This is a genomic window from Nonomuraea basaltis, from assembly GCF_005893125.1.
GTDB classification, from domain to species: Bacteria; Actinomycetota; Actinomycetes; order Streptosporangiales; family Streptosporangiaceae; genus Nonomuraea; species Nonomuraea basaltis.
Genome location: NZ_VCJS01000003.1, coordinates 42,126 through 62,022, shown reverse-complemented (window position 1 = coordinate 62,022; position 19,897 = coordinate 42,126). Strand labels below are relative to the sequence as shown.

Below are 19,897 nucleotides of genomic sequence, written 5' to 3'. Positions count from 1 at the left end.
TCGTTGGGGACAGCCCTATCTGTTCGCTATCCGCCGTTCGGCGGCTTGGGGTTCAGGCGGGCACCTCAACCGATCCTCAACACGCTCTCAACATGCCCCGCCCTACCTTTCCATTCGGCAAGAGGGACGGCGTTCGCCGTCCAGGACAACGAATGGAAAGGAAGCATGATGAGAAACCTTCCCGCCACCATCGTCGCCGGCGCACTCGCCGCGGGTCTTTCCGCCCCGGTGGCGGCCCACGCGGCCGCCGCCGAATCCGCGCTCCAGCCGACCGTGACATCCCTCGCCTCGGTCAGTGAGGCGGCCCAGGCTTCGGCTCAGGACCGCTGGTCCACCCTCTGGTACGGCAGCAGAAACACCAAGAAGCTGCAGAGCCCCGCCCTGCGGAACAGGGCCAAGGTCATGCAGATCGTCGTCCAATGCTGGAACGGCGGCGACGGTACTCGCGCCAAGGCGTACATCCAGCGCAAGTACGCCGGCCGCTGGTGGACGGTGGGTGGGTCCAGTAACGGTTACTGCGTCGGTGGGAAGATGTACCACCGCATCCGCAACGTCCCGGCCGGTACTTACCGCGCCATCATCACGCTCAGCCCCAAGTCCCACACGGTCAGGGCGTGGGTGCAGAACTACGGCTGATGTCGTGACACGGGCGTGGTCCCCGCACTGACCGGCCGCCTACGTCGAGACCGGATCCCACCGAGAACCCACAGAACATCACGCGGGACCACGGTTCAACCGTGGTCCCGTATTTCTAGGTCCCTTTTACCTCGGTGATCGACCGGCACCGCACCGACCCGAATTCGCGATCAAGGTATCGAAGGCCACGTCACGTAGATCGCTAGGTCAGAGCACGGCTGGCACGCTGTGCGTCCCCGGCGTAGCCTCAGCTCTCGTGATCAGACCAGCGAATGTCCCGCCGGAGGTCTTCGGCTATGTCGGCGAGGTCGCGGCGGTCCTCGCCGGGCTCCGCTCCGATCTGGTCGGCGTCTATCTGCACGGTTCGGCCGTGCTCGGTGGATTCCATTTCGCGCGCAGTGATGTTGACGTGCTCGCCGTCGTCGAGGGGCCCGGTACTACGGCCACTCAGCAGGCGATGGGCGAGGCGATCGCAGCGACCACGGAACGGTGTCCTGGCACGGGGCTGGAGATGAGCGTCATCACGGCGGCAACCGCACGTGTGCTTGGTTCCTGCCTGTTCGAGGTACACATCAACACAACCTCGGATGAGACCGTGATGGTGACAGGAGCAGGAGACTCTGGCGATCCCGACCTTGTCCTGCACAGCGCCGTCTGCCGAGATCGGGCTCTTCCGGTCCTGGGGCCGCCGCCGGCCTGGGTCTTCGGCCCGGTGTCTCGGGACCGCGTCCTCACGGCGATGGCCGGCGACCTGCGGTGGGCGCTTGACCACGGCTCCGCCGCATACGCCGTGCTCAACGCCTGCCGGGCGGTACGGTTCGCTGAGGATGGACACCTGTGTTCCAAGCTCGACGGTGCCGAGTGGTATCTAATCCGCCATCCCGATGACGCCACCGTAACGGCCGCTGTGGCCTACCAGAGCTGTGGGGACTACGGGCCCAACGCCGAAGAAGCGGCCCAATTCGTTACAGAAGCGTGCAGCCTCTTACGCTTCTCACCTGTGAGGGCTTGAGCAGGTCGGCCTCGTCCCGTGCGAGCTCCTGCGCGGAATCTCGGCGTCGTTGGCGCAGACGACCGGGAACGGCGCCCTTGGCATTCGTGATCACCCGGTCTGTCCTCCGGATACAGGCGATGTGGCTCGACCGGTGAACGAGCGGGCTCCAACGAGCAGGGGCCCGCTCAGGCGGCCACCAGGGCCTTGGAGCGGTCGGTCGCCATGTGGATCGCGAAGCCGCCGAGCACCGTGCCCATGACGTAGCGCTGGATCCGGAGCCAGAGCGGGCGGGCGGCCAGGAACGCGGCCAGGCTTCCCGCCGAGATCGCGATCAGGCCGTTGACCGTGGTGGCGACGACGATCTGCACCGAGCCGAGCGCCAGGCTCTGCAGCAGCACGTGTCCCATGGCCGGGTCGATGAACTGCGGGAGCAGCGACAGGTACAGGATGGCGATCTTGGGGTTCAGCAGGCAGGTGAGCAGGCCCATTCCGAACAGCTTGCGCGGGCGCTCGACGTCGAGCTCGCGCGGCTGGAAGGCGGACGTGCCGCCCGGCTTGACGGCGTTCCAGGCCAGCCAGAGCAGGTAGGCGGCGCCGGCCAGCTTGAGCGCCGTGTACGCGGCCGGGACGTACGCGAAGACCGCCGTCAACCCCAGGCAGGTCGCGGTCAGGTAGACGTTGAAGCCCAGGAAGACACCGGTGAGGGAGATCAGGCCTGCGCGGCGACCTTGGCTGATCGAGCGTGAGACCAGGTAGATCATGTTCGGGCCGGGGGTGAGCACCATCCCCAGGGAAACCAGCGCGATTCCGATCAAGGCACCCGTCATATCGGCAGATTAGCGGACATAAAGATGGAAGATCCTGCCGCCCTTGCGGACCAAGGTGGCGTGACACCGACGCCTTCACGCACGGCACCTCGCGGCAGTGCGAGAAGTGGTCAGCGTCGGGTACGACAGCGGTCCGACACGTTCTCCGGGGGCATCTAGGCGCCCCTTCGGGGAAGTGGGTCCATGCGGGCACCCCCGGAAGGAACGTCATGGACTTCAGAGATCAGGTCGACCTCGATCCCTCACAGGTGGAGGACGCCGGCGGGGGCGGCGGGTTCTCCGGCGGCGGCTTTCCCGGCGGCATGATCATAGGGGGCGGCGGCATCGTCAGCCTGATCGCGCTCGTGCTGGTGTTCGTACTGAACAACGTGGGTGGCGGCACCGAGCCCGCCCAGCGGCGTCCCCCATCGAACCTCGCCGAGCAGTGCCAGACGGGCAAGGACGCCGACCAGTCAGAACGGTGCCGCGTGGTCGGCGTGGTGAACAGCATCCAGGACTACTGGAAGCGGGAAATTTCCGAGTATCGCCCGTCCAAGACCGTGCTGTACTCGGGCGGAGTGCGTACCGGCTGCGGCGCCGCCAGCTCGGCCGCCGGCCCCTTCTACTGCCCCGGCGACCAGCGCGTCTACCTAGACCTCAGCTTCTTCGACCAGCTCCACAGCGAGTTCGGCGCCAAGGGAGGGCCGTTCGCCCAGGCGTACGTGATCGCCCACGAGTACGGCCACCACGTGCAGGACCTCCTCGGCGACCTCCGGTCCGGCAGCTCGGTCCCCATTGAGCTCCAGGCCGACTGCTACGCCGGGGTCTGGGCCCGCAACGCGGTCACCACCGGCTTCTACGAAAAGCCCTTCACCAAGGCGGAAATCTCAGAAGCCCTGGACGCGGCCGCCGCCATCGGCGACGACAGAATCCAGCAACGCACCCGGGGCAGAATCGATCCTGAATCGTTCACGCACGGCAGCTCGGAGCAACGCGACGCCGCCTTCCAGCGCGGCTACGAAAACGGCGCGCCCGCCGACTGCGAACAAGCCGACCTGGGCTGACGAGCCCTGGATAGCGCGAGCAATCGGATTCTCTCCTAAAATCAGTGGGGTGATCTTCAAGCTTGTCGGCGACGGACGCCCTTATCCCGAACACGGTCTGACGAACCGAGAGTGGGCGCAGATACCTCCACGGCAGGTCCGGCTCGACTCTTTGATCACCACGAAGGCCATGCTGGACCTGCACTCGCTGCTCGCCGCCGACTCCACCTTCTACGGGGATCTTTTCCCGCACGTGGTCCAGTGGCAGGGCGAGCTCTATCTGGAAGACGGTCTGCACCGCGCGTTGCGCGCGGCCCTGCACCAACGATCGATCCTGCACGCCAGGGTCCTGGAACTGCCCAACTGAGAAATCAAAAGGGAGCCGCGATTCGCGGCTCCCTTTTGTTGCGTCAACCCATGTGGTGTCTCGCGCGTCAGAGCAGCGTCTTTCAACATCATTTTGGAGAATGCCGTGCGGGATCCGCAGCAACCACCCGGGCAGCAACCGCCGCATGGATACGAGTACGGGCACACCCCGCCCTACTACGGCCACGAGTCGCCGCCTCCGAAAAAGGGCAACCTGGACGTGATCCTGCTGCTGGCGATCGGGCTGCCGGTGTTGTTGCTGGCCGCCGGCGGCGCACTCTTCTTCGTGCTCGCCGACCAGGGGGCCGTGGCCGTACGCGACTCGCTGGAGACCACCGAGGACGTGCCGACGGTGCGGCTCGACCCCGGCACGCCCGAGCAGACCCCGGCCGAACCGTCCAGGTAGTCCCCTGCCCGAAGGGCGGAACGCGAAGAGGGCCCCCGAATCCCGGGAGCCCTCTCGTAACGGCGGTGGTGGTGGGATTTGAACCCACGGATGAGTTGCCCCATCACACGCTTTCGAGGCGTGCGCCCTCGGCCACTAGGCGACACCACCGCGCACGAGCTTACCGGATCCTCCGAGTGGCAAAGAACCGCTTTAGTACGGCGGAGCATTCTTCGGCCAGCACGCCCATGACGACCTCGGGCCGATGGTTGAGCCGGCGATCGCGTACGACGTCCCAGAGTGAGCCCACGGCCCCGCCCTTCTCGTCGACGGCACCGTACACGATCCGATCGACCCTGGCCTGCACCGCGGCCCCGGCGCACATCGTGCACGGCTCGAGCGTCACCACGAGCGTGCAGCCGCCCAGCCTCCACTGCCCGCGCGCCGCGGCCGCCTGCCTGAGCGCGAGGACCTCGGCGTGGCCCGTGGGATCGGCGGAGGACTCGCGGTCGTTGCCCGCCGCGGACAGGAGCTCGCCGAGCGGGCCGAGCACCACGGCGCCCACGGGGATCTCCTCCCTGGCGGCCGCCGCGACGGCCTCCGCCAGGGCCAGGCGCATGGCCTCCTCGTAGGTCACCGGGCTCGCGGGGCTAGCGCAACCGGTCGAGCTCGTCGGCGAACGACAGCCGCTCGGCGAGCACGGACAGGATGTCGGCGGGCAGCATGCCCTCCTCCATGCTCAGCTCCAGCAGCTCTTCCGAGCTCACGCCCAGGTCGCTGAGCAGCTCGAAGTCGCCTGCCGGGCGTACGCCGAGCCCGTTGCTCTCCTTGTCGGGCACCACGCCGGCGAACTCGGCGAACAGCTCACCCAGGCTGTCGGAGACCACCGCATGCGCGTCCGAAAGGAAAACGCGCGGCTCTTCCTCGCCCCGGTATCGGGCGATGGCGAACCACTCGTCCTCGACCTCGACGCACAACAGGGCCAGCTCGTCGCCGGTCAGGCCCAGCGTCTCCAGGACGGCGTCGCCGAAGTCGTCAACGATCTCAGCATGACTCAGATCGACCTCGGCGCCGCTCCAGCCGTCGGAGGTCCTGACGAAAGCCGCAGAGAAGGTGTTGGACGCCATGTCCGCGCTCCAGGGGGTCAGCCGAAGACCGATTCGATGGCACGCTCGAACGGCTCGGAGAAGCCGAGCCGCGCGGCGATGCTGGACAGCACATCTTCGGGCAGCAGGTCAATGTCGCCGGAGAGGATGCCCAGCTCCATCTCGTCCAACCCGAGATCGGCGAAGATCGACAGATCTCCGGCGGGAAGCACGGTCTCCTCATCCTGGAGGATCTCGTCGAGCTCCTCCTCGTCGGGCACGGGCACGTCCAGGTAGTCGAGGACCTGGCGGGCCAGCGGGAAGTCCCACGAGGCGGCGATGTCGGACAGGAACACGTCGACGCGATCTGCCAGGACCCGCAGCGCCACGAAGAACTCATCCCCCACGGCGACCAGGCCGATCGTGCCGCTCTCGCTCGGCTGCTGCCGCAGAGCGTGGATAAGACCCTTCAGGTCGGATGTGAGCGTGGCAGGCAGCAGCTCGGCATCCCAACGATCGTCCTCGCGATAAACCACGATGGCGAAGTCGAGAGCGTCTTCGTCTGTCATCGCCATCTCCACCCCGACCTCTGACACGACAGATATCACCAAGACCTAATCGTTCCAGAACCGGCGACCAGGCGTGTGCCTCTCCGACCAAATTGTGATCAAAACCAATACCGAGATGTCCGGTACGTCCCCCGCACGATGCCGTCACGCCTCCCGCGAGATAGCGTTGTCCTCCATGGAGACCCTCGTCGTTGACCATCCGCTCGTGGCTCACAAGCTCACCGCGTTGCGTGATGTCCGCACCGACTCGCCCACCTTCCGCAGGCTCGCGGACGAGCTGGTGACGCTCCTCGCGTACGAGGCCACCCGCGACGTGCGGGTCATCGACGTCACCGTCGAGACTCCTGTCGCGCCCGCCAAGGGCGTGCGCCTGGCCAAGCCGCAGCCGCTGGTCGTGCCGATCCTGCGCGCGGGGCTCGGCATGCTCGACGGGATGACGAGGCTGCTGCCCACGGCCGAGGTCGGGTTCCTGGGCATGATCCGCAACGAGTCCACGCTGCAGGCGGAGACATACGCCACGCGGCTGCCCGACGACCTGTCCGGGCGGCAGTGCTTCGTGGTCGATCCCATGCTGGCCACCGGCGGGACGCTGGCGGCGGCGGTGCAGTTCCTGTTCGAGCGGGGGGCCGTGGACGTCACGGCCATCTGCCTGCTCGCCGCCCCCGAGGGGCTGGCGCACATGGACAAGGTGTTCGCGAACTCCGGCAAGCCGATCCGCGTGGTGACCGCCGCCCTCGACGAGCGGCTCAACGAGCGCGGCTACATCGTGCCCGGCCTCGGCGACGCCGGCGACCGCCTCTACGGCGTCGTCTGAGGCCGTACGGCGGCGCTTGGACCGATCCGAACGCCACCCGAAGAGGTCCATTTCCGTCACGCAGGGTCGTCACTTCGTTACATAGTGTGGTTGAGTGGGTACGAAGAGATGGGAAGGTTACTTCCGCATGCGCGTGAGGGAGCACGATGAGCGACATGCCCGGTTCCGAGGTGTTCTCGTGAACGAGCACATCAAGGCCGATCCGACTCCGTACGCGGAGGTGGAGGCGGTGCTGCGCGAGGAGTTCGCCGGCGTCCACTCCACGACCACGGTAACGCGCTGCGTCGAGGCGGCGCACTACGGCGCGCTCGAGGTCACCGGCTACGCCCATCCGAGCCTGGTCGAACGCATCGCGCGCAAGCACCTTCACGTCCTGGCTCTGGTGGCCAGCGAACGTGGCTAAGCAAGATCAAAACTAACCCGCCAAGTCACCTTTACCCCGGCATCCGGGTGGGTAATGTATACGGCGGGTGGAGTGGGTAAGTGGCACGGAGGCGACAGTGCAGGTCAAAAAAGTCCTCACATACGGTGGTATCGCATTTGTGGCGTACTACCTGCTGGCTCGGCCAGCTGACGCCGCTGACGCGGTGAAGGGGGCGTTCGACACGATGGTCAACGCGGCTGACTCACTGGCCCAATTCGTGAACAACCTCTCATGAGACTTGTGACCCACGGGGACTCCGCCCCGGCGTCGGTCAACCGCTACCTCCTCCCCCACGAGCAACAAGTCCTCATGGTGCGGCGGCACCCTGCCATCCTGCTGCGCCCTGTCGCCGAGGTGTTCGGCGGCCTGATCATCGCCGGGTTGCTCAGCAAAGTCTTCGGCGGCGGCGACGCGGGCGGCACGGCACTCGTCGTCGTCTGGTGGCTGTGGCTCCTGCTGCTGATCCGTTTCGTATGGAAAGTCGCGGAGTGGTCAGTCGATTACTTTGTGGTGACTTCCAAGCGCATGTTGCTGACCACCGGGCTGATCACCCGGAAGGTCGCGATGATGCCCTTGGGCAAGGTCACCGACATGAGTTTCCAGAGATCTCTGCTTGGGCGCATGCTCGGTTACGGTGAGTTCATCCTGGAGTCCGCTGGTCAGGACCAGGCTCTCTCCACGGTGGAGTACATTCCGTACCCGGAGACCTTGTACCTCGAGGTCTGCCAGATGCTTTTTCCCAGCAAGGACGACAGCGACGATTAATCTCCGCGTGGAGAATTCTTCACGCGGGGATACCAGATTCGGCTACTTCATGCAATCATTGCGTGTTGTTGACCCTTCCCCGCCTTGAGAGATGAGATGCCGAGTCAGGGAACCATCGGTGACCGCGTCCGTGGATTGCGGCTGAACAGGCGAATGTCGCAGGCCCAGCTGGCCGGACCCGACCTGTCTGACAGTTATGTCTCGCTCATAGAGTCGGGCAAGCGCACGCCGACTCCAGTCGTGGCTCGGCTCCTGGCCGAGCGACTTGGGTGCACGACCGAGTTCCTCCTTCACGGGATCGAGCCTCGGCAGCGCATCGACACCGAGCTCGGCCTGCGCCATGCCGAGCTCGAGCTCCAGCACGGCGATCCGGCCGTCGCCGCCGACCGCTTCACGGAGATCGTGAAGGCGGCCGACGAGGAGAACGCCATGCTGACCGCGCACGCACGCTTCGGCAGGGCGCGCGCTCTGGAGGCGCAGGGGCGTCTCGGCCAGGCGGTGGAGGCGTTCGAGCGCCTGCGCAGGGAGGCCGCTGCCCACCCAGAGCGGCTGGCCGACCTTCCGCTCACCACCGCGCTGAGCCGCTGCTACCAGCGGGCCGGCGACCGGCTACGGGCCCGCGACCTGGCCTCCTACGCCCTTGAGCAGGCCGAGCGGCTGTCCATCACCGAGGGCGAGATCGCCGTCGACCTGGCCGCCGCGCTCGTCGAGGCACGCAGCGAGCGGGAGGGCGACTCCCCCGAGCTGGCGTACATCAAGCGAGTACTGGACAGAACCGGCGTTCCTCATGTTGTGGACCGTTCCGGAGAGATCAAGGCGCTGTGGCACGCGAGCGCCGCCGCCGCGGCGGGCGAGGATTCCGCGCTGGCCGTGCGCCTGGCCGACGACGCGATCATGGCCGGCCGCGAGGCCCGGCTCGCGCTGCAGCTCTCCCGGGCCGCCATGCACTGGTCCAGGATGGCGACGGCGCCGATCGACGAGGCCGAGCGATTCGTCGCGGCCGCGTCCGAGGTGTTCGCCGCCTTCCCCAACACCACGCGGGAGCACGGCGAGAGCCTGATCGTCCACGCGCGGGTCAGGCTGCGGGCCGGCGACCCGGCGCGCGCGGGCGAGCTGGCCGGCGCGGCGCTGGAGCAGTCGTCGGGCCACTCGGGCACCGCGCCTGCCGAGGCCTACCTCGTGCTGGCCACCGTGGCGCTCGACCAGGGCGCGGACGCCATCGCGTCCCTGAACACCGCTCACCAGTTGCTCGGCGCGCTCGACCGGCCGGTGTTCGGCTCCGACCGGCAGGCCGCCCGCTGCTGGCGCGAGCTGGGCGACCTCTTTGGCAGGGTCGGGTCCGTGACGCAGCAGACGGCGGCCTATCGTAGGGCCCTCGAAGCTGCCGGAGTCCGCTCCGCCATGGCAGGGGTGACGGTTGACGCGATAGTTCCCCGCTGATCCTCCGGAAGCTCCAGATTTGGCGTTTGGAGTCTGGAATAATTAGGGTCGACCAGTCATTGACTCATAGGATGATTGGTTTCCCCGGAGGAGGCGGACTGTGAGTCTGCGTACGGCGCAGCGGGCTTCGCTCGTCGACCAGGTGATCGATCAGCTCAAGGAGCAGATCACCTCAGGATCATGGCGGATGAACGGCAAGATCCCTACCGAGACCGTGCTCGCTGAGCAACTCGGGGTGGGACGCAACACCGTTCGGGAGGCCGTACGCGCGCTCACGCACGCCGGGCTGCTCGAGTGCCGTCAGGGAGACGGCACTTACGTCCGGGCGACCAGCGAGCTGTCCGGCGCCATGCTGCGCCGGCTGAAGCAGGCCGAGCAGCTCGAGATCTTCGAGGTACGCCGGGCGCTCGAGGTCGAGTCGGCGCGCCTGGCGGCCACCCGGCGCACCGACGAGGACATCGTCCGCATCGAGGCCGCGCTGACTGAGCGGGACCGCGCGTGGGAGCTGGACGACCCCGACTACTTCGTCGAGGCCGACCTGGCCTTCCACATGGCGGTCGCGCACGCCACGCACAACCTCGTGCTCATCGACCTTTACGAGGACTTCTCGGCGGCGCTGCGGGCCAGCATCACGGCTGCGGGGACGTCGCTGAACAAGAGCTACATCCCGCACGACGCGATCGCCCGCGCCATCGCGGCCGGGGACGCGTCGGCGGCCGAGCGGGCGGGACACGCCTGCATGGAGCACATCCTCATCGCCCTCACCGAGTCCTGACCCCTGCCTTCAGGGGTCAGGGGCGCAGGTGGGCGGCGTGATCTCTCGCGAAGTCGGTGAACGACCTGCCGGGGTGGCCCATCACGTCCGTGAACGTCGAGGTGGTGTAGTCACCCCAGCCCTGCGCGTACGCCGTGAGGTATTCCCTGTTGACCGCGGCGATCCACTCCGGCAGCCCGGCCGCCAGCATCGAGCGGTAGGCGTCGTCCGGCGTGACCGGCTGGTAGGCGATCGGCATGCCGTACACCTGCTCCAGCTCGGCGGCCGCATCCCGTAGTGAGATGCTGGATGGGCCCGTGAGAGTGTAGGTCTTGCCCTTGTGCGGCGCGGGATCACTCAGGACCGCGGCGGCGAAGTCGCCGATGTCACGTACGTCGATCATGCCCAGCCGCCCCTCGCCCGTCGCGCCGTAGAGGGTGTCGCCGTTGACCGAGCCGAAAAGGTTCTGCATGAAGAAGGCCGGGCGGATGACGGTCCAGCCGAGCCCTGAGGCGGCGAGCTCGACGTCCGACAGGGCGTGCAGCCGGCCGTTGCGGGTCGGCGCGTCATGGGCGGCGCCGATGGCCGACATCCGCACCACGTGGCTCACCCCGGCCCTTCTCGCCGCCCAGACGGCGTTCATGCCGGCATGTGGTGCCTGCGGGCCCATCGCGGTCAGCAGCCACAGCCTGTCCACGCCCTTGAACGCCTGGTCGAGCGTGGCGGGGTCGTCCAGGTCGCCGACCGCCACCTCTACGCCCGACGGCGCCTTCGCCGCGTCACGCACCAGGACCCGCACGTCCTCCGTGCCCGCCAAGGATCGCAGCACGGCGCCGGAAACAGTGCCGGTGGCACCGGTGATCAAGATGGTCATCGCGTTGTCCCCTCTTCCATGGACACGAGCTCGTCGATCAGGTCGAAGAAGGCCCGGATGCCGGGCAGGTTGGCGCCCTTGGCGCGGGAGGCCGCGAAGTCCTCGGCCGAGCGCCACTCCACGATGTCCAGCCATTCGCCGTCGGACACGCGGACCAGCTTGGCGTCCAGGAATCCGGCCCGGTCGGCCTGGAAGTCCACGATCATCCCCTGGCGGGCCGCCAGCAGCCGGTCGGCGTGGCCGGGAGAGACGCGGAACCTGGTGAGTTCCACCGTTGTCGTCATGTCACGGACAATATAGTAATAATTAGTGACGGTCAAGATTAGTGACTAATTGGAGGGTGTGAGTGCGCAGGAGCCAGCGCAAGCAGGAAAAGCCCGATCTCGGCATCCTGTCCAGCAGGACTCTTTTCAGCCTGCAGCGGGAGCTGTTCACCAGGCTGGCCGAGCAGGGGCATCCGCGGCTCAGGCCACGGCACGGTGCCGTGATGGCGTACCTGGACGAGGAGGGCAGCAGGGCCACCGACCTGGCCGCGCAGTCGGGCCAGCACAAGCAGGTGATCGGCACGCTGGTGGACGAGCTGGTCGAGCTGGGGTACGTGGAGCGGCAGGCGGACCCGGCCGACCGCCGGGCCAAGCTGATCGTGCCCACCGAGAAGGGCCGGGATCACATGGCCAAGTCGGACGCCGTCCTCGCCGCGATGGAGGCGGAGCACGCGCGGGCGGTGGGCGAGCAGGCGTACGCGGACTTCAAGCGGGTCTTCAAGCTGGTCGCCGAACGCCAGACGGCCAAGGACCGAAACGACCCGCCCGGCGCGGCCGAAGCAGACGGCCGGCGCCTGTAGGGAGGCACCGATGCCTGTGCGCCGTTGCGGCGGCCGACCCTGTGCGGGTCAGAGGGCGTCACCCTGGAGGCGCCCGGCCCCGGTCGGCGGGTGGCGCCTCGTTGGCTTGCCGTACAAGAACAAAAAGGGGTTATGACTGGCGGAGGGACATGACCAGATAGCGGAAGGCCGGGGCGGCGTCGCCCGGGACGTCCTGGATGAGGGCGGGCCTGGTGGGCGACTCCAGGTTGATGCGCGCCAGCTCGCTCTCGATCCCCGTCAGCCCGTCGAGCAGGAACTGCGACTGGAAAGCGATCTGGATGTCGTCGCCGCGCAGCTCGCACTCCACCACCTCGGTCCCGCGCCCGATGTCACCGCCACCCGCCTGGATCAGCACCTGCCCCTGGGTGAACGACAGCCGGATCGCGGTGTTGCGCTCGGCCACCAGCGCCACCCGCTTGATCGCGTTGACGAACGCCGCCACCGGCACGTTGGCCCTGATCGACCAGTCGTTGGTCAGCCGGGCGCGGTAGTCGATGAACTGCTCGTCGAGCAGCCGCACGGTCGTGCTGCGCCCGACGCTCTCGAACCCGGCCACCCCGTCGCCCATCGCGACCGACACCTCGCCGCCGCGCAGCGACTTGGCCACCTCGACCAGCACCCGCGCCGGCACCATCGCGGAGACGGCGACGTCCGGGCCGGCCGGGCGCCAGGTGAAGTCACGGGCGGCGATGCGGTAGCGGTCGGTCGCCGCCATGGCCACGGACTCACCCTCGATGTCGACCCTGATGCCGGTGAGCATCGGCAGCGTGTCGTCGCGGCTGGCGGCGGGTGCGACCTGGGCGACGGCGGAGGCGAACACGCCGCCGCCGATGGCGCCGATGCTGGGCGGCATCGCGGGCATGGCCGGGAAGTCCTCGACCGGCATCGTGACGAGCCCGAACTCGGCGCTTCCGCAGGTCAGCACCGCCTCGGCGCCCTCGGTGACGATCTCCACGTCGTCGGCGGGCAAGCTGCGGCTGATCTCGGCCAGCAGCCGGCCGGGGATCAGGACGCTGCCCGTCTCGGACACGTCGGCGTCGACGACGGCCCTGGCGGAGACGTCGTAGTCGAACGCGGACAGGCTCAGCTCCTCGCCTGCCTGCAGCAGCAGCCCGGACAGGACGGGCACCACAGGGCGGCTGGGCAGGACTCGGGCAGCCCACGCCACCGCATCTGCCAGTACATCGCGGTTAACCCGGATCTTCACCTGTTACACCCCTTCGTCACGCCGTGCCTCTATGAAAATAGCCGAGGCGACCGACAACACCGGGCGCGTTCCGCCGCGGCCGCGAGGGGCTTCCCGTCACCGGCGCTATGAGAGCTTCCCGTCAGCCACGGCTGTTGAGGTAGGCGAGCACGGCCAGCACCCGCCGGTTGTCGTCGTCCGACGGCGCGAGGCCCAGTTTGGCAAAGATGTTGGCGGTGTGCTTGGCCACGGCGCTCTCGCTGAGGTAGAGCCGCTGGGAGATCGCGGCGTTGGACCGCCCTTCCGCCATGGCCTCGAGCACCTCCCGCTCGCGCGGCGTGAGCGCGGCCAGCGGCTCGTGCCTGGCGTTGCTGGCCAGCAGCTTGGCGATCACCTCTGGGTCCATGGCGGTGCCGCCCGCGGCGACCCGGCGTACCGCGTCGATGAACTGCTCGGCGTTGAAGACCCGGTCCTTGAGCAGGTAGCCGATCGCGCCCGAGCCGTCGGCCAGCAATTCGCGGGCGTACAACTGCTCGACGTGCTGGGACAGCACGAGGATGGGCAGTCCCGGCACCGACTTCCTGGCCGCCAGCGCGGCCTGCAGGCCCTCGTCGGTGAACGTCGGCGGCAGGCGCACGTCGACGATCGAGACGTCGGGGCGCAGCTCGAGCAGGCCCTTCAGCAGCTCGGGGCCGGACTCCACGGCGCCCACGACCGTGAAGCCATGGGCCTGGAGCAGGTGGACGAGCCCGTCTCTGAGCAGGTAGAGGTCTTCGGCGATGAGCACGCGATTCATGAGCACCAGGGTTTGGTCGGGGTCGCTTCCGCCATCCACTGCTCCCGGTTGTGGGTCGCGGGGATGCGGATGGCCATGGCATGCATGGTAAGCCCGAGCGCGATCATGCCGATGATCACCGGCCACTGCCAGACCTCGGGAAGGTGCAGCGCGAGGAACCAGGCCTTCTCGTCGAAGTCGATCAGCTTGAAGATGGCCGCCACGAACCCCTGCGGGAAGGTCGGGCACCAGGCCGTCGCCCACAGGAACGTGACCAGGATCGCCTTCCGGCGGGGGAGCTTGGACAGGTTGCCCGACCAGTGCTCCGGCAGCGCCCTGGGCAGCTCCATCATCACCGTGGTGGGGCCGCCGGGCGGGCTGTTCAGCGCGAGCACCCCGTCGAACGCGGACAGCCGCCGTTCGATGCCGGCCAGGCCGCTGCCCTTGGCCGGGTCGGCGCCGCCCATGCCGTCGTCGGTGACCGTGATGCGCAGGTCGGCGCCGCTGGAGCTGATGTCCACCGTCGCCGACCGGGCGTCGCCGTGCCGGGCGGCGTTGGAGAGCAGCTCGCTGACGGCGAAGTACGCCGCCGCCTCCACCGGCGGCTCGGGCCGGTGCGGCAGGTCCACCTCTACGGTGACCCGCAGCGGGCTGTCCATGGCCAGCGCGCGTACGGCGTCACCGAGCCCGCGCTCGGCGAGCACCGGGGGATGGATGCCGCGAATGACCCGGCGCAGCTCGGACAGCGTCTCGGAGGACACTTCCCGGGCCTTGGCCAGCAGCGCCTTGGCCGACGCGGGATCGTTGTCGACGAGTTGCTCGACCGCGCCGAGCGTCATGCCGATCGCCACCAGCCTGGCCTGCGTGCCGTCGTGCAGGTCGCGCTCGATCCTGCGCATCTCGGCCGCCTGGGAGTCGGTCGCCAGGTTGCGCGTGCGCTTGAGGTGGCTCACCTGGCCGGCCAGCCGGCTCGCGGCGGTCGCGCCGAGCAGCAGGTCGCTCCAGAACGCGTAGAGGCGCAGGCCCTGCGGAGGGAGCAGGATGAACAGCGGCAACAGGGCCACCTTCACCAGGGGGTCCAGTAACAGCCAGAGATCGTCGCGCCAGGTGGCCGGGTCGCTGATCAGCCACTTCCAGCGGTCGTTCCAGGCCGGAATGCGCGGCGATCTGTACAGGGTGCGGTCCGAGCGGTACATCCCGTCCGCCTGCGGCACCGGTGGCGGGGGCTTGGGGAGGTACGGGGCCTCGATCGGGAGATCCGTCCACGCGCGCATCAGCCGCCGGTTGAGCTCGGCCAGCATCCTGACCATCCGGGCCTGCGGCGGGAACAGGAAGACCATGCCCACCGCCACCGACAGGACCAGCATGACGACGGACAGGAGGATCATCGGCACCTCGACGACGAGCAGCGCGAGAAGCACCGTGATCTGACCGAACCTCCGAAGCATGCCTTCAGTGTGCGGCAGGGACCGCGTAGGGTCACTGCACCTAGGTACACCCTTGCCGGGCATCTAGTCGGATTCCGCCATGCCTCCGGCGTTCCTAGCGTCAATGCCATGAAAATCATCGAGGTCAGGAACCTGCGGAAGCAGTATCCGAACCACCTGGCGGTCGACGACGTGTCGTTCGAGGTCGCCGAGGGGGAGATCTTCGGCATCCTGGGCCCGAACGGCGCCGGCAAGACCACCACCGTGGAATGCGTCGCGGGTCTGCGGGCGCCGGACGGCGGCACCGTACGGGTGGCCGGGCTGGACCCCCGGAAGGACCGGGACGAGCTGCGCAAGGTGCTCGGCATGCAGCTCCAGAGCGCCGCCCTGCCGGAGAAGATCAAGGTGTGGGAGGCCATGGACCTCTACGCCTCCTTCTACCCCGACCCGGCCGACTGGTCCGAGCTGGTGGAGCGGGTCGGGCTCGGCGGCAAGCGCGACACCACGTTCAAGAAGCTCTCCGGCGGTCAGCGGCAGCGGCTGTCCGTTGCGCTGGCGCTGGTCGGCAGGCCCCGTGTGGCGGTACTCGACGAGCTGACCACCGGGCTGGACCCGCAGGCCCGCAGGGACACCTGGGAGCTGGTCGAGCAGGTACGCGATTCCGGGGTGACGATCGTGCTGGTCACCCACTTCATGGAGGAGGCCGAGCGGCTCTGCGACCGGCTCGCGCTGATCGACGCGGGCAAGGTGGCCGCCACCGACACGCCCGCCGGGCTGATCGCGCAGGTGGGCGAGGAGCAGCGAGTGCGGTTCCGGCCGTCCGCGCCCGTCGACGACGCCGTGCTGCTCGCCCTGCCCGAGGTGCGCGAGGTCAGCAGGAGCGGCGGCCAGGTCGTGGTGAGCGGCTCCGGCAACCTCGCTCCCGCGGTCATCCTCGCCCTGGCCCGGCACCAGGTCGTCCCCGGAGACCTGCGCACCGAACAGGCCACGCTCGACGACGCGTTCCTCGCACTCACCGGAAGGAAGCTCTCGTGAAGAAGATCCTCATCGTGGAGGCCAAACTGCACCTGCGCGAATGGCCCTTCATGCTGTTCACCATCGGGCTGCCGGTCGGCCTCCTGGTCGTGCTGGGGCTCAGCATCCCGATGATGACGAAGGTCGGGAACGCCGGTGACAGGCCCGTGGACACGCAGATGCCGAGCATGATGACGCTGCTCGCGCTGCTGGTTCTCGCCTGCAATGTGGTGCCCGCGGTGCTCACCACCTACCGCGAGCAGGGCGTGCTCAAGCGGATGTCCACCACGCCCGTGCACCCGGGGCGGCTGCTGGGCGTGCAGCTCCTGATCAATCTGGCCGTCGGCGCTGTGTCCACGACCATTCTGATCGTGGTCGGGGCTCTGGTGTTCGGCTCGCCGGCGCCCCGGCAGTGGGTGGGGTTCGTCCTGGTCTTCCTGCTCGGCAGCGCCGCGCTGATGGCCATCGGGCTGGTGATCGCGGCTCTGGCGCCCAACGGCAAGGCCGCCCCGGGGATCGGGTCGGTGGCGATGTTCCCGTTGATGTTCCTGGGGGGCATGTGGGTGCCGCGCGATGTCATGCCGGACGGGCTGCGCGCGGTCAGCGACTTCTCCGTGGCGGGGCCGTTCGCCCAGGCGCTCAAGGACACCTGGGCGGGACAGGCCCCGCAGCTCCCGCACCTGGCGGTGGTGGCCGCCGGGCTGCTGATTTTCGGCGGGCTGGCCGTGCGGTTGTTCCGGTGGGAGTGAGGCTAGCGTCCGGCCCAGACCGGGTGGGCGCCCGTGACGTTGGTCATCAGCGAGTAGAGCGAGGTCGAGGCCGCGATGAACATGCGGTTGCGCTTGGGCCCGCCGAACACCAGGTTGGCGGTGAACTCGGGCAGCTTGAGCCGGCCGATCAGCGTGCCGTCCGGGTCGTAGCAGAGCACCGCCTTGCCGGCCGCGGTCCAGATCCGGCCGGTGTCGTCCAGCCGCATGCCGTCGAACTTGTCGTCGTCGCCGCCCTCGGCGAAGACCTTGCCACCCGCCAGCGTGCCGTTCTCCCGCACGTCGAACACGCGCAGGTGCCGCTCGCTGGTGTCGGCCACGTAGAGCCGGCGCTCGTCCAGCGAGAAGGCCAGGCCGTTGGGCCTGACGAAGTCGTCGGCCACGATCCGCACCTCGCCGGTCACCGGGTCGGCCCGGTAGACGTGGCAGCCGTCGATCTCCTGCTCGGCGGCGTGGCCCTCGTAGTCGCTGAGGATGCCGTACGGCGGGTCGGTGAACCAGATGGAGCCGTCGGAGCGGACGACCACGTCGTTGGGGCTGTTGAGCCGCCTGCCCTCCCAGCGGTCGGCGATCACCGTGATCGAGCCGTCGTGCTCGGTACGGGTGACGCGGCGGTTGCCGTGCTCACAGGAGATCAGCCGGCCCTCGCGGTCGAGCGTGTTGCCGTTGACGTAGCCGGACGGCTGGCGGAACGGCCCGACCGCGCCCGTCATCTCGTCCCAGCGCAGCATCCGCTCGTTGGGGATGTCGCTCCACACCAGGAATCGGCCGGCAGGGAAGTAGACGGGGCCCTCCGACCAGCGGGTGCCGGTGTAGAGCACCTCGACCCTGTCGTCTCCGCCGATCGCGGCGAACCGTTCGTCCAGAACTTCGAACTCAGTGGGGATCGTCTCCATCATGGTTCCCACCATACGCCGTTCAGTCTGAACGGTATATTCGGATATACCATTCGGTGGTGGACGATATCGACCGGATGCTGATCGGTCTGCTTCAGGAGGACGCGACGCAGTCGTACGCGGTGCTCGGCAGGGCGGTGGGCCTGTCCAGCGGGGCAGCGCACGAGCGGGTACGCAAGCTGCGCGAGCGGGGCGTGATCAGGCGGACCACGATCGAGGTGGACCAGGCCGCGCTCGGGCGGGCGGTGACGGCGTACGTGCTGGTCGAGGGCAGCACGTGGATGGGCGGCAGCGCGGAGCGGCTGGCGTCGATCCCCGAGATCGAGGAGGCGCACGTGATCGCGGGGCCCGCGTCAGTGCTGCTCAAGGTCCGTACGAGCGGGACGCGGGAGCTGCAGGACGTGCTGCGCCGGGTGTTCGAGGTGGACGGCGTGACGGGCACCCAGACGGTCGTGGTCCTGGAGACGTTCTTCGAAAGGACCCTCAAGTAAACTCCAGGTATGACCAAGGTCGCCTGGAACACCAAGGAGCTCACGGTCGGCCAGCTGGCCGAGCGCAGTGGCGTCGCCGTCTCGGCCCTGCACTTCTACGAGGCCAAGGGCCTCATCACGAGCCGGCGCACGGCCGGCAACCAGCGCCGCTACAGCCGCGACAGCCTGCGCAGGGTCGCGTTCGTCAGGCTCGCGCAGCGCATCGGCATCCCGCTGAAGACCATCAAGGACGCGCTGGCCGAGCTGCCGGACGAGCGCACGCCGACCCGCGCGGACTGGGCCAGGCTGTCGGCCGCGTGGCAGGGCGAGCTGGACGATCGCATCCTGCAGCTGCAGCGGCTGCGGGACGACCTGACGGACTGCATCGGGTGCGGCTGTCTGTCGCTCGACCGGTGCCCGGTGGCCAACCCGCACGACCGGCTGGGCGATGAGGGGCCGGGCGCGCGCCGCATCGACACCCGGCTGTGCCCGCCGCAGGCCTGCTGCGTGCCGTCCGCAAATCTCTGATCCTCCGTCACGTTCGCCGGGTCCCGCGCGTCAAGGACGTAGGTGCGAACTCCGCGACCTGCAATGGGCCGATGAAACGCGGCCCACTGCGGAAGCCCTGACGAAGGATGTGACCGTGGACGCTGAGGACTTTCTGGCCGGCCGGTTCGAGGAACACCGCGCCCATCTCAAGGCGGTGGCCTACCGGATGCTCGGCTCGCTCACCGAAGCCGAGGACGCCGTCCAGGAGGCGTGGCTGAAGCTGAGCCGTACGGACTCCGGCACGATCGACAACCTGGCCGGCTGGCTCACCACGGTCGTCGGCCGGGTGTGCCTGGACATGCTGCGGGCCCGTGCGACCCGGCGCGAGGCGCCACTCGAGCAGCGCCTGCCCGACCCGGTGATCAGCCGTGAGGACGGCGGCGACCCCGAACAGCAGGCATTGATCGCCGACGCCGTCGGCCTGGCGCTGCTCGTGGTGCTGGAGTCGCTGAGCCCGGCGGAGCGGCTGGCGTTCGTGCTGCACGACATGTTCGCGGTGCCGTTCGAGCAGATCGCCGCGATCGTGGACCGCTCTCCGGACGCGGCGAAGAAGCTGGCGAGCCGCGCGCGGCAACGCGTACGGGGAACGCTCCCACCCCCCGAGCCGGACCCGAGCCGCCAGCGCCAGGTCGTCGACGCCTTCCTGGCGGCCGCGCGCGGCGGGGACTTCCACGCGCTGCTCGCCATCCTCGACCCCGACGTCGTGATGCGCGTCGACGCGGGTGCCGTGGCCGGGGGCGGAATGTGGACGATCAGCGGCGCCCAGGCGGTGGCCGGGCAGGTGTCCGGCTTCCAGCGGTACACGACCACGCGTCATGTGGAGCCGATGCTGGTGAACGGCACCCTCGGGCTCGTCAGCACGGAGGAGGGGAAGCCGCGAGGAGTTCTGAGCTTCACCATCGCCGATGGCAAGATCGTCACCCTCGACATCCTCTCCGACCCCGAGCGCCTGGCCCGGCTCGAGCTGTCGGCGCCAGGCAGCTGAGCGTGCCC

At 68.5% G+C, this 19,897-nt stretch carries 26 protein-coding genes and 1 tRNA gene; 16 read left to right on the top strand and 11 right to left on the bottom strand.

Annotation, left to right across the window (positions count from 1 at the left end):
• Positions 1–165 precede the first annotated feature (165 nt).
• Together EJK15_RS01935 and EJK15_RS01930 are read left to right on the top strand one after the other, a co-directional pair.
• Positions 166–636, top strand: a complete 471-nt coding sequence (locus tag EJK15_RS01935; protein WP_138708597.1) for a hypothetical protein — start codon at positions 166–168, stop codon at positions 634–636.
• A 370-nt stretch (positions 637–1,006) separates the two neighbouring features.
• A complete protein-coding gene (locus EJK15_RS01930; protein WP_138708596.1) occupies positions 1,007–1,648 on the top strand; it encodes an aminoglycoside adenylyltransferase domain-containing protein in 642 nt (213 codons plus the stop codon).
• 167 nt (positions 1,649–1,815) lie between these two features.
• Here EJK15_RS01930 and EJK15_RS01925 read toward each other — a convergent pair whose 3' ends face one another.
• On the bottom strand, positions 1,816–2,457 hold the full coding sequence (locus tag EJK15_RS01925; protein ID WP_138708595.1) for a LysE family translocator: 642 nt from the start codon (positions 2,455–2,457) through the stop codon (positions 1,816–1,818).
• Between the two features lie 209 nt (positions 2,458–2,666).
• Between EJK15_RS01925 and ypfJ the strand changes: the two genes are divergently transcribed.
• The 3 genes from ypfJ (at position 2,667) to EJK15_RS01910 (ending at position 4,251) form a co-directional block, all read left to right on the top strand.
• Positions 2,667–3,500, top strand: a complete 834-nt coding sequence (gene ypfJ / locus EJK15_RS01920; RefSeq protein WP_138708594.1) for a KPN_02809 family neutral zinc metallopeptidase — start codon at positions 2,667–2,669, stop codon at positions 3,498–3,500.
• 49 nt (positions 3,501–3,549) lie between these two features.
• Positions 3,550–3,846 carry a type II toxin-antitoxin system VapB family antitoxin gene (locus tag EJK15_RS01915; protein WP_127937745.1) on the top strand — a complete coding sequence of 99 codons (297 nt, stop codon included), beginning with the start codon at positions 3,550–3,552 and terminating at the stop codon, positions 3,844–3,846.
• Positions 3,847–3,951: 105 nt separating this feature from the next.
• Positions 3,952–4,251, top strand: coding sequence for a hypothetical protein (locus EJK15_RS01910; RefSeq protein WP_138708593.1), 300 nt, complete (start codon positions 3,952–3,954; stop codon positions 4,249–4,251).
• 63 nt (positions 4,252–4,314) lie between these two features.
• Here EJK15_RS01910 and EJK15_RS01905 read toward each other — a convergent pair.
• The 4 genes from EJK15_RS01905 to EJK15_RS01890 form a co-directional block, all read right to left on the bottom strand.
• A tRNA-Ser gene (locus EJK15_RS01905) sits at positions 4,315–4,401 on the bottom strand.
• A gap of 10 nt (positions 4,402–4,411) precedes the next feature.
• Complete coding sequence (locus tag EJK15_RS01900; RefSeq protein WP_138708677.1) at positions 4,412–4,849, bottom strand: nucleoside deaminase; 438 nt, start codon at positions 4,847–4,849, stop codon at positions 4,412–4,414.
• A 31-nt stretch (positions 4,850–4,880) separates the two neighbouring features.
• Positions 4,881–5,357 (bottom strand): tRNA adenosine deaminase-associated protein, encoded by a 477-nt coding sequence (locus tag EJK15_RS01895; RefSeq protein WP_138708592.1) that lies wholly within the window; start codon positions 5,355–5,357, stop codon positions 4,881–4,883.
• Positions 5,358–5,374: 17 nt separating this feature from the next.
• A complete protein-coding gene (locus EJK15_RS01890; RefSeq protein WP_420847012.1) occupies positions 5,375–5,890 on the bottom strand; it encodes a tRNA adenosine deaminase-associated protein in 516 nt (171 codons plus the stop codon).
• Positions 5,891–6,059: 169 nt separating this feature from the next.
• On the opposite strand from EJK15_RS01890, the gene upp reads away from it, so the two are divergent.
• The 5 genes from upp to EJK15_RS01865 all read left to right on the top strand — a co-directional run bounded on the left by upp (position 6,060) and on the right by EJK15_RS01865 (position 10,102).
• Positions 6,060–6,698 (top strand): uracil phosphoribosyltransferase, encoded by a 639-nt coding sequence (gene upp, locus EJK15_RS01885; protein WP_138708590.1) that lies wholly within the window; start codon positions 6,060–6,062, stop codon positions 6,696–6,698.
• Positions 6,699–6,876: 178 nt separating this feature from the next.
• Entirely contained in the window at positions 6,877–7,101 is a 225-nt protein-coding gene (locus EJK15_RS01880) for a hypothetical protein (protein WP_138708589.1), read from the top strand.
• Positions 7,102–7,353: 252 nt separating this feature from the next.
• On the top strand, positions 7,354–7,887 hold the full coding sequence (locus tag EJK15_RS01875; protein ID WP_138708588.1) for a PH domain-containing protein: 534 nt from the start codon (positions 7,354–7,356) through the stop codon (positions 7,885–7,887).
• Between the two features lie 96 nt (positions 7,888–7,983).
• Positions 7,984–9,327 (top strand): helix-turn-helix domain-containing protein, encoded by a 1,344-nt coding sequence (locus EJK15_RS01870; RefSeq protein WP_138708587.1) that lies wholly within the window; start codon positions 7,984–7,986, stop codon positions 9,325–9,327.
• Positions 9,328–9,427: 100 nt separating this feature from the next.
• Positions 9,428–10,102, top strand: a complete 675-nt coding sequence (locus EJK15_RS01865) for a FadR/GntR family transcriptional regulator (protein ID WP_138708586.1) — start codon at positions 9,428–9,430, stop codon at positions 10,100–10,102.
• 16 nt (positions 10,103–10,118) lie between these two features.
• On the opposite strand, the gene EJK15_RS01860 is transcribed toward EJK15_RS01865, so the two are convergent.
• Together EJK15_RS01860 and EJK15_RS01855 are read right to left on the bottom strand one after the other, a co-directional pair.
• The gene (locus EJK15_RS01860) at positions 10,119–10,955 is read right to left on the bottom strand and encodes an SDR family oxidoreductase (RefSeq protein ID WP_138708585.1); all 837 of its coding nucleotides are present in this window, start codon (positions 10,953–10,955) and stop codon (positions 10,119–10,121) included.
• Positions 10,952–11,239 (bottom strand): antibiotic biosynthesis monooxygenase family protein, encoded by a 288-nt coding sequence (locus tag EJK15_RS01855; RefSeq protein ID WP_138708584.1) that lies wholly within the window; start codon positions 11,237–11,239, stop codon positions 10,952–10,954. Before EJK15_RS01855 ends, EJK15_RS01860 begins: the two co-directional genes overlap by 4 nt.
• 62 nt (positions 11,240–11,301) lie before the next feature.
• Between EJK15_RS01855 and EJK15_RS01850 the strand changes: the two genes are divergently transcribed.
• Entirely contained in the window at positions 11,302–11,799 is a 498-nt protein-coding gene (locus tag EJK15_RS01850) for a MarR family winged helix-turn-helix transcriptional regulator (protein ID WP_138708583.1), read from the top strand.
• 130 nt (positions 11,800–11,929) lie between these two features.
• Here the strand turns inward: EJK15_RS01850 and dnaN are convergent, their stop codons facing one another.
• The 3 genes from dnaN to EJK15_RS01835 all read right to left on the bottom strand — a co-directional run bounded on the left by dnaN (position 11,930) and on the right by EJK15_RS01835 (position 15,229).
• Positions 11,930–13,027: a DNA polymerase III subunit beta gene (dnaN, locus tag EJK15_RS01845; protein WP_138708582.1), complete on the bottom strand. Its 1,098-nt coding sequence runs from the start codon at positions 13,025–13,027 to the stop codon at positions 11,930–11,932.
• A 121-nt stretch (positions 13,028–13,148) separates the two neighbouring features.
• Positions 13,149–13,802, bottom strand: coding sequence for a LuxR C-terminal-related transcriptional regulator (locus EJK15_RS01840; RefSeq protein WP_138708581.1), 654 nt, complete (start codon positions 13,800–13,802; stop codon positions 13,149–13,151).
• Positions 13,799–15,229 (bottom strand): sensor histidine kinase, encoded by a 1,431-nt coding sequence (locus EJK15_RS01835; protein ID WP_138708580.1) that lies wholly within the window; start codon positions 15,227–15,229, stop codon positions 13,799–13,801. Before EJK15_RS01835 ends, EJK15_RS01840 begins: the two co-directional genes overlap by 4 nt.
• 108 nt (positions 15,230–15,337) lie before the next feature.
• On the opposite strand from EJK15_RS01835, the gene EJK15_RS01830 reads away from it, so the two are divergent.
• Both EJK15_RS01830 and EJK15_RS01825 read left to right on the top strand, forming a co-directional pair.
• Positions 15,338–16,243, top strand: a complete 906-nt coding sequence (locus tag EJK15_RS01830; RefSeq protein ID WP_138708579.1) for an ABC transporter ATP-binding protein — start codon at positions 15,338–15,340, stop codon at positions 16,241–16,243.
• Positions 16,240–16,971, top strand: a complete 732-nt coding sequence (locus EJK15_RS01825) for an ABC transporter permease (RefSeq protein ID WP_138708578.1) — start codon at positions 16,240–16,242, stop codon at positions 16,969–16,971. The genes EJK15_RS01830 and EJK15_RS01825 overlap by 4 nt, the downstream gene beginning before the upstream one ends.
• Before the next feature lie 2 nt (positions 16,972–16,973).
• Here the strand turns inward: EJK15_RS01825 and EJK15_RS01820 are convergent, their stop codons facing one another.
• The gene (locus EJK15_RS01820; RefSeq protein ID WP_138708577.1) at positions 16,974–17,888 is read right to left on the bottom strand and encodes an SMP-30/gluconolactonase/LRE family protein; all 915 of its coding nucleotides are present in this window, start codon (positions 17,886–17,888) and stop codon (positions 16,974–16,976) included.
• A 56-nt stretch (positions 17,889–17,944) separates the two neighbouring features.
• Between EJK15_RS01820 and EJK15_RS01815 the strand changes: the two genes are divergently transcribed.
• The 3 genes from EJK15_RS01815 to sigJ all read left to right on the top strand — a co-directional run bounded on the left by EJK15_RS01815 (position 17,945) and on the right by sigJ (position 19,889).
• Complete coding sequence (locus tag EJK15_RS01815) at positions 17,945–18,376, top strand: Lrp/AsnC family transcriptional regulator (RefSeq protein WP_206060602.1); 432 nt, start codon at positions 17,945–17,947, stop codon at positions 18,374–18,376.
• 9 nt (positions 18,377–18,385) lie between these two features.
• The gene (gene soxR / locus EJK15_RS01810; RefSeq protein ID WP_138708575.1) at positions 18,386–18,883 is read left to right on the top strand and encodes a redox-sensitive transcriptional activator SoxR; all 498 of its coding nucleotides are present in this window, start codon (positions 18,386–18,388) and stop codon (positions 18,881–18,883) included.
• Between the two features lie 115 nt (positions 18,884–18,998).
• Positions 18,999–19,889: an RNA polymerase sigma factor SigJ gene (gene sigJ / locus EJK15_RS01805; protein ID WP_138708574.1), complete on the top strand. Its 891-nt coding sequence runs from the start codon at positions 18,999–19,001 to the stop codon at positions 19,887–19,889.
• The last annotated feature ends 8 nt before the right edge of the window (positions 19,890–19,897 follow it).